Origin of the sequence: Ferrovibrio sp., assembly GCF_029255545.1 — a bacterium.
Taxonomy (GTDB): domain Bacteria; phylum Pseudomonadota; class Alphaproteobacteria; order Ferrovibrionales; family Ferrovibrionaceae; genus Ferrovibrio.
The window spans coordinates 22,469-29,546 of the sequence record NZ_JANLJJ010000074.1 but is presented as its reverse complement, the minus strand read 5'-3'; the positions used below and the strand labels follow the sequence as shown (position 1 = coordinate 29,546).

Genomic DNA, 7,078 nt, shown 5'->3' with positions numbered 1-7,078 from the left:
TATACTACCCCCGGTCGTTAAGAACCGGACGCCGACCCAACATCCGGTATGTTTCAGTACAGGATACCGCAAAAGGCGGGGGATGTCAGCCGTGGTGGCCATCTTCGACCGGCTTTTCGTGCGTCTAAGCCCGCCCGCAGCATTGCTTGAACTTCCTGCCCGAGCCGCAGAGGCAGGGATCGTTGCGGCTGGGCTTTTTCGCTGGCCGCAACGCGGTCTCGCCGTCAACGTAGACCCAGTTCTGGTCGGCCTCGCGGCGGAAGCGCGAGCGTTCCTGCAGCACCTGCAGCCTGCCCTGCGCCCTGAAGCATGCGGCGAATTCCACGATGCCGGTGCTGTCTGCCGCGCCGCCATCTTTGGTGTCGAGAATCTCCAGCCCCAGCCATTGCGTCTCGCGCATCCCGGCGCTGACATCGGCCGCATCGAAGCCGGCGCGATGCTCGGGCGCCAGTGTGCGCGCCAGATATGCCACATCGCCGCGTGCGTAAGCCGTGTAGCGCGAGCGCATCAGGGCCAGCGCGGTGGGCGCCGGCCTGCCGGCCAGGATCGGGCCGCAGCAATCCTCAAAAGACAGGCCGGACTGGCAGGGGCAGGCAGGCACGTTATGCCGGCTTTTCGTGATGCTCGGCCGGGCGGGCGAATTGCGGGAAGTTGGGGTGCATCATCAGGGGGATGACGTCCGCCTTGGTGAAGCAGGGATAAAGCGGCATGCCGCGCAGGGTGGTGGCCACCGCGTCTGCATCCGGCAGGTTCCATAAAACATACGTGCCCAGTGCGTTGGCACGGCGCCAGATGCCCACCAGCTGGCGCTTGGCCAGCATGGCTTCCGAGGCGCGCCATTCGGCCTGCACCAGCTCCTGGAATTTGTCGCCCGCGCGCAGGTATTCGATCCGCACGTCGCAGAGGAACAGGTTGCTGTCGGGTTTGGGTTTGCTGTCAGGCTTCTCGTGAAAGTCAGGGCTGCGGGCGAATTGCGGGAAATTCGGATGCCCGATCAGCGGCGTCACCTTCACGTCGGTGAAGAAGGGATAGAGCGGCATGGCGCGCACCTGGTTGCCCACCGCCTCGTTGTTCGGCATGTCGAGGATGAACATGGTGCCCATGCCGTTGGCCTTGCGCCAGATGCCGACGAACTGGCCTTTCGCCAGCAGCTCTTCCTCCACCTTCCATTCGGCCTTCACCAGCTCCTGCGCCTTGTCGCCCAGGCTGGAGAAATTGAAGGTGACGTCCACGAGTGCGAGCATTGTTGTATTCCTCAAATGTTGATCGTCATTCCGGCCAAGCGAAGCGCGAGCCGGGATCCCATTTCGTCGATTACAAATGGGATCCCGGGTCTCGCGCCTAAAAGGCGCTCGCCCGGGATGACGAATTCAGGGCCTTAATCCACGATCCGCTTTTTCACGTAGCTGCCCGGCGCGTCCTCGATGGTTTTCAGCTTGCCGTCGCCCGGCATGCGGGCCGGTACTTTCGGGCCCGATTTGGCAGACAGCCATTTGTCCCAGTCGTCCCACCACGAGCCGGGGATTTCCTTCGCGCCCTTGATCCAGTCGTCCACATTGGCCGGGTTGGTCTTGGTCTCGTTCAGCCAGTGCTGGTACTTCTTCGCTGCCGGATGGTTGATCACGCCGGCGATATGGCCCGAGCCCGCCATCACGAAACGCACCGGCCCGCCATAGAGCTGGGTCGCCTTGTAGACGGATTTGTAGGGCGCGATGTGGTCGTCCTTGCTGGCCTGCAGATAGACCGGAATCCTGATCTTGCGCAGGTCAAGCCGCTCGCCGGCCAGTTCCAACGCGCCGGGCTGCGACAGCAGGTTCTTCTGATACATGTTGCGCAGGTAGAAACCGTGCATTTTGGCCGGCATGCGCGTGCAGTCGGAATTCCAGTACAGCAGGTCGAAGGGGAATGGTTCCTTGCCCAGCAGGTAGTTGTTGACCACGAAGGACCAGATCAGGTCATTGGCGCGCAGCATGTTGAACGATGTCGCCATCTCGCTGCCGTCGAGATAGCCTTTTTCCGACATCAGGCTTTCCAGGTATTTCAGCGTGTCCTCGTCGGTGAAGACGCTGAGCTCGCCGGCTTCCGAGAAATCGACCTGGGCGGCGAAGAAGGTCACCGCCTTGATGCGGTCGTCGCCCCTGGCCGCCATCCAGGCCAGCGTCGATGCCATCAGCGTGCCGCCGATGCAGTAGCCGATCGCGGTGACCTCATCCTCGCCGGTTGCCTTCTTCACGGCATCGAGGCCATCGAGGATCCCTTCGCGCATGTAGCTTTCGAAGGTTTTATCGATCAGTGTTTCATCCGGCTGGTTCCACGACACGACGAACACGGTGTACCCTTTCTCGGTCATCCATCTGATGAACGAGTTCTCCGGCTTGAGATCGAGGATGTAGAACTTGTTGATCCACGGCGGTACGATATAAAGCGGCCGCTTGTAGACCTCCTTGGTTGCGGGCGCGTACTGGATCAATTGGATCAGGTCGTTCTGGTAGACCACCTTGCCCGGCGAGACGGCGATATTCTCGCCCACGGTGAAGGCTTTGGAATCCACCATCTTGACGTTCAGCTTGCCCTTGCCGCGCTCTAGATCGCCCAGCAGGTTCTCCAGCCCTTTGACGAGGTTCTCGCCGTTGCTGTCGATGGTGGCGCGCAGGACCTCGGGGTTGGTGTGGGCGAAATTCGATGGCGACAGCGCATCGACGAATTGCCGCGTATAGAAATCGACCTTCCGGGCCACCTTGGGGTCGATCCCGTCCACCTCGGTGACGGTTTTCTGCATCCAGCGCGCCGTCAGCAGGTAGGACTGCTTGAGGTAGTCGAAAATGGCGCTCTGTTCCCATTGCGGGTCGCGGAAGCGCTTGTCGCCCTTGTCGGGCTGCACCAGCGGCTCACTGGGCTTGCCGAGGAAGCGGTCGGCGGTGTTGGCCCACAGCTTGGCGTAATCCTGCCACAGCCGGACCTGGGCCTCGGCCAGCCTGGCCGGGTCGGCCATCAGTTTGGCCGCGATCTGCATATAGGCGCCGGTCAGGTTCAGCGGGTCGGGATTGACCGGGGCGCCCGGCATGGAACCGGGCAGCGGGGAGGCGGCCTTGCCGTTTCCGGGGCCTGCCGGAGCCTGTTCGGCCTGCTGCCTGGCGGCAAAGTCGCTGATCAGTTTTTGGCTCTGTTCGGCGATCCTGGCCCATGTCTGGGCCCAGGCAGCCGGGTCGGGCAGCTTTAGATCGCTCTCCGGTTTCCTGTCACTGTCCGGTTGCTTCGCCATCCGACAGTCCTTATTCTCGGGGCCCGTTTCCTCGCCCTGCGACTCCGGCTTACTCGCCGGATTTCCACGGCACGGGTTGAGGTTACGGGATAGGGAATCACCCTGCAAGGCCGACGGAAACGCGGCTTGATCAACAGGGGAAAACCAGTGGTTTTTGACGTTTCCAGCGGGTTTTGGTGTTTAGGGGGAATTGAGATGGCAGGGATCGGCAGGGCTTCCGCCGGTAAGGCGATGCGAAGCAGCCTTGGGCTGCGCGGCGCAACAGCGACCGCGATGCTGGCTGCCATGCTGGCCCTCGGCGGCTGCGGCACCTGGGCCGACCCGACCGAATGGTCCGATCCGACCGGCCTGTTCAGCGATAACCCCAAGGACACCCCCGGTGCCGCCGGCTCCATGGCCACCGATGCCGGCGCCAATGAGCGTTTCCCCAATCTGGGCCGGGTGCCACCCCGTCCGGTCGAGGTTTCATCCTCGGGTGAGCGGCGCCAGGCGATCGACAGCCTGAATGCGGACCGGGCGAATGCCCGTTACACCGATCAGGAATTGCGCGCCCGTCCGGCCGACAGCAACGCCCCGCCGCCGGCTCCGAAGGCTGCGGTCAGCCAGCTTCCTTCTGGCGCTCCGACGGCGCAGCCGCGCGGCGCCATTGACCCGGTCCGTCCGCAGGCCATGCCTGGCCAGGCCCAGGGACAGGCGCCTGCCCCCGGACAGGCCTATGCGCCGGCCCCGGCGGCTCCTTCGGCCGGCATGGCCGATAGCTTTGCCGCCAGCCTGGCGCAGTCTTCCGCCAATACCCTGCCGTCCAACCTGGCGCAGCCGGGCGGGGCGCCGGCCAGCTTCGGGGCTCCGTCCTATGTGGCCCTGCCGGGCAGCCAGCAGCTGTTGGCCATCGTGCGTTTCGTCAACAACGAGACCGCGCTGGGCAACGATGACAAGGCGCTGGTCCGCAAGGTGGCCGAATATTACAAGGGCGTCGGCGGCAAGGGTTCGGTGCGTGTAATCGGCTATGGCCTGGCAACCGGCGCGGGCTTGCCGCAGCGGCGCATCGATGCCGTGACTGCTGAATTGCGGCGGCGTGGCGTGGCCCAGGTGGTGACCGCCGTTTCGCCGCCGGTGGCCGGATACGCTGCCGGCGCCGAGGACTACAGCCGCCGGGTTGAAATCTATCTCGTAAACTGAAACAGATTTCGACTAAATAAGGCGGGGGCGCGGGGCGAAAAGCTGCCGCGCTTTCGCGTAACTGAAGCCCTGTTTATCCGGATTTATAAAGCCATGGATACCGAGTTCTACCGCATCAAGCGACTCCCGCCCTACGTGTTCGAGGAAGTGAACCGTATGAAGGCGCAGGCCCGCGCCCGCGGCGAAGACATCATCGATTTCGGCATGGGCAATCCCGATAATGCCACGCCACCGCATATCGTCGCCAAGCTGGTGGAGGCGGCGCAGAATCCGCGTGCGCACCGCTATTCCTCCAGCCGCGGCGTACCCGGCCTGCGCAAGGCGCTGGCCAATTACTATGGCCGCCGTTTCGGCGTTGAGCTCGACCCCGAGAAGGAAGCCATCGTCACGCTGGGCTCGAAGGAGGGCCTGGCCAATCTCGCCATGGCGATCTCGGCGCCGGGCGACACCGTGCTGGTGCCGAACCCCAGCTATCCGATGCATGCTTTTGGCTTCATCATCGCCGGCGCCAATGTGCGTAGCGTGCAGATTGGTCCCGGCATTGATTTCATTGCCGGCTTGGAGCGCGCCTACCAGCACAGCATCCCCAAGCCGATTGCCCTGATCGTTAGCTTCCCGGCCAATCCCACCGCGATGACGGTGGATCTGAGCTTCTATGAATCCATTGTCGACTTCGCTAGGAAGCGTGGCATGTGGATCATCTCCGACCTGGCCTATTCGGAGATCTATTTCGATGGTAATCCGCCGCCTTCGATCCTGCAGGTGAAAGGCGCCAAGGATATCGCCATCGAATTCACCTCGCTGTCCAAGACCTACAACATGCCGGGCTGGCGCATCGGCTTCGGCGCCGGCAACCCGTCGCTGATCGGCGCGCTGGCGCGGATGAAATCCTATCTCGATTACGGCGCCTTCACGCCGATCCAGGTTGCCGCCACCGCGGCGCTGAACGGCCCGCAGGATTGCGTCGAGGAAATCCGCCAGACCTACAAGTCGCGCCGCGATGTGCTGGTGAAGGGGCTGAATGCCGCCGGCTGGCCGATCCCGATGCCGAATGCCTCGATGTTCTGCTGGGCGCCGATCCCCGAGCGTTACGCCCATCTCGGCTCGGTCGAGTTCTCCAAGCTGCTGCTGCGCGAGGCGGAAGTCGCCGTCGCGCCGGGCATCGGCTTCGGCGAGCACGGCGACAATTTCGTGCGGCTTGCCTTCGTCGAGAACGAGCACCGCACCCGTCAGGCCGTGAAGAACATCAAGCGCCTGCTGGGTTCGCCCTCCAATCTTCCCGATCCGGCGGAGAAGGCTGTCGCCAATGGTTAAGGTTTATGTGAAGTCGGCGCCGCCGCTGAAAGTCGGTATTGCGGGGCTGGGCGTCGTTGGCGCCGGCGTGGTGCGCCTGCTGGACCAGCATGGCGGCATGATCGCAGCCCGTGCCGGCCGGCCGATCAAGGTGGTGGCGGTTTCGGCGCGCGACAAGCGCAAGAAGCGCGACATGCCGAAAGGCGACTGGCGCTGGTATGCCGATGCCGTCGAACTGGCGAAGGACCCGGACGTCGAAGTGGTGGTTGAACTGATCGGCGGCGCCGATGGCAAGGCCCGCGCGCTGGTCGAAACGGCGCTGAAGCTCGGCAAGGGCGTGGTCACCGCCAACAAGGCCATGCTGGCCATGCATGGCGCCAGGATCGCGGCGCTGGCCGAAACCAAGAGCGCGCCGCTGGCCTTCGAGGCGGCGGTGGCCGGCGGCATCCCGATCCTGAAGGCTTTGCGCGAAGGTTTGATCGGCAACCGCGTCGAGCGCATTACCGGCATCCTGAACGGCACCTGCAACTACATCTTGACCGAAATGCGCGAGACCGGTCGTGATTTTGCCGAGGTGCTGAAAGAGGCGCAGAAGCTGGGCTACGCCGAGGCCGATCCCAGCTTTGATGTCGATGGCGTCGATGCGGCTCACAAGCTGGCGGTGTTGACGTCGCTGGCCTTCAATACGCAAGTGAATTTCGGCGCGGTGCATGTCGAGGGCATCCGTCATGTCTCGGCCGTCGACATCGCCTTCGCCAGGGAATTCGGCTACCGCATCAAGCTGCTGGCGATTGCCCGCCGCACGCCCAAGGGCATCGAGCAGCGCGTGCATCCATGCATGGTGCCGGCCGATACGCCGATTGCCCATGTCGACGGCGTGTTCAACGCCGTGGCGGCAGAAGGCGATTATGTCGGCCGCGTGATGTTTGAAGGCCGTGGTGCCGGCAGCAATCCGACCGCTTCGGCCGTGGTGGCCGATCTGGCCGATCTGGCGGCCGGCCGTCATGCCCCGGCCTTCGGCGTGCCGGCGGCGAAGCTGCAGCCGCTGAAAGCCGCCGCGATGGCCGATCATGTCGGTCGCTACTACATCCGCCTGATCGTACGCGACCAGCCCGGCGTGCTGGCCGATGTTTCCGCCGTGCTGCGCGACGAGAAGATTTCCATCGAAAGCCTGGTGCAGCGTGGCCGCTCGGAAGCCGAGAACCAGCCGGTGGCCGTCATGCTGATCAGCCACGACGCGCGCGAGGCCGATATGGCGCGGGCCATGAAGAAAATCGGCAAGCTGCGTTCGGTGCTGCAGGCGCCGGCGCTGATCCGCATCGAGCAGCAGTGATACACCAACCG

Annotated in this window: 6 protein-coding genes; 3 read left to right on the top strand and 3 right to left on the bottom strand. The window is 63.9% G+C overall.

Features of this window, described 5'->3' with window-relative positions; all coding sequences use genetic code 11:
- Positions 1 to 124: 124 nt before the first annotated feature.
- The 3 genes from Q1J79_RS14645 to Q1J79_RS14635 all read right to left on the bottom strand — a co-directional run bounded on the left by Q1J79_RS14645 (position 125) and on the right by Q1J79_RS14635 (position 3,262).
- On the bottom strand, positions 125 to 601 hold the full coding sequence (locus Q1J79_RS14645; RefSeq protein WP_300301724.1) for a YchJ family protein: 477 nt from the start codon (positions 599 to 601) through the stop codon (positions 125 to 127).
- Between the two features lies 1 nt (position 602).
- Positions 603 to 1,244 carry a muconolactone Delta-isomerase family protein gene (locus Q1J79_RS14640; protein ID WP_300301722.1) on the bottom strand — a complete coding sequence of 214 codons (642 nt, stop codon included), beginning with the start codon at positions 1,242 to 1,244 and terminating at the stop codon, positions 603 to 605.
- 134 nt (positions 1,245 to 1,378) lie between these two features.
- Positions 1,379 to 3,262 carry a class I poly(R)-hydroxyalkanoic acid synthase gene (locus tag Q1J79_RS14635; RefSeq protein ID WP_300301720.1) on the bottom strand — a complete coding sequence of 628 codons (1,884 nt, stop codon included), beginning with the start codon at positions 3,260 to 3,262 and terminating at the stop codon, positions 1,379 to 1,381.
- A gap of 231 nt (positions 3,263 to 3,493) precedes the next feature.
- On the opposite strand from Q1J79_RS14635, the gene Q1J79_RS14630 reads away from it, so the two are divergent.
- The 3 genes from Q1J79_RS14630 to Q1J79_RS14620 all read left to right on the top strand — a co-directional run bounded on the left by Q1J79_RS14630 (position 3,494) and on the right by Q1J79_RS14620 (position 7,067).
- Entirely contained in the window at positions 3,494 to 4,441 is a 948-nt protein-coding gene (locus Q1J79_RS14630; protein ID WP_300301717.1) for a hypothetical protein, read from the top strand.
- A gap of 93 nt (positions 4,442 to 4,534) precedes the next feature.
- Positions 4,535 to 5,755 (top strand): LL-diaminopimelate aminotransferase, encoded by a 1,221-nt coding sequence (locus Q1J79_RS14625; protein ID WP_300301715.1) that lies wholly within the window; start codon positions 4,535 to 4,537, stop codon positions 5,753 to 5,755.
- Positions 5,748 to 7,067 carry a homoserine dehydrogenase gene (locus Q1J79_RS14620; RefSeq protein ID WP_300301713.1) on the top strand — a complete coding sequence of 440 codons (1,320 nt, stop codon included), beginning with the start codon at positions 5,748 to 5,750 and terminating at the stop codon, positions 7,065 to 7,067. The genes Q1J79_RS14625 and Q1J79_RS14620 overlap by 8 nt, the downstream gene beginning before the upstream one ends.
- Positions 7,068 to 7,078 lie beyond the last annotated feature (11 nt).

Coding starts and splice junctions, on each gene's coding strand:
- Q1J79_RS14640 (WP_300301722.1), bottom strand. CDS start 1,244: ATGCTCGCACTCGTGGACGTCACCTTCAATTTCTCCAGCCTGGGCGAC.
- Q1J79_RS14635 (WP_300301720.1), bottom strand. CDS start 3,262: ATGGCGAAGCAACCGGACAGTGACAGGAAACCGGAGAGCGATCTAAAG.
- Q1J79_RS14630 (WP_300301717.1), top strand. CDS start 3,494: ATGCGAAGCAGCCTTGGGCTGCGCGGCGCAACAGCGACCGCGATGCTG.
- Q1J79_RS14625 (WP_300301715.1), top strand. CDS start 4,535: ATGGATACCGAGTTCTACCGCATCAAGCGACTCCCGCCCTACGTGTTC.
- Q1J79_RS14620 (WP_300301713.1), top strand. CDS start 5,748: ATGGTTAAGGTTTATGTGAAGTCGGCGCCGCCGCTGAAAGTCGGTATT.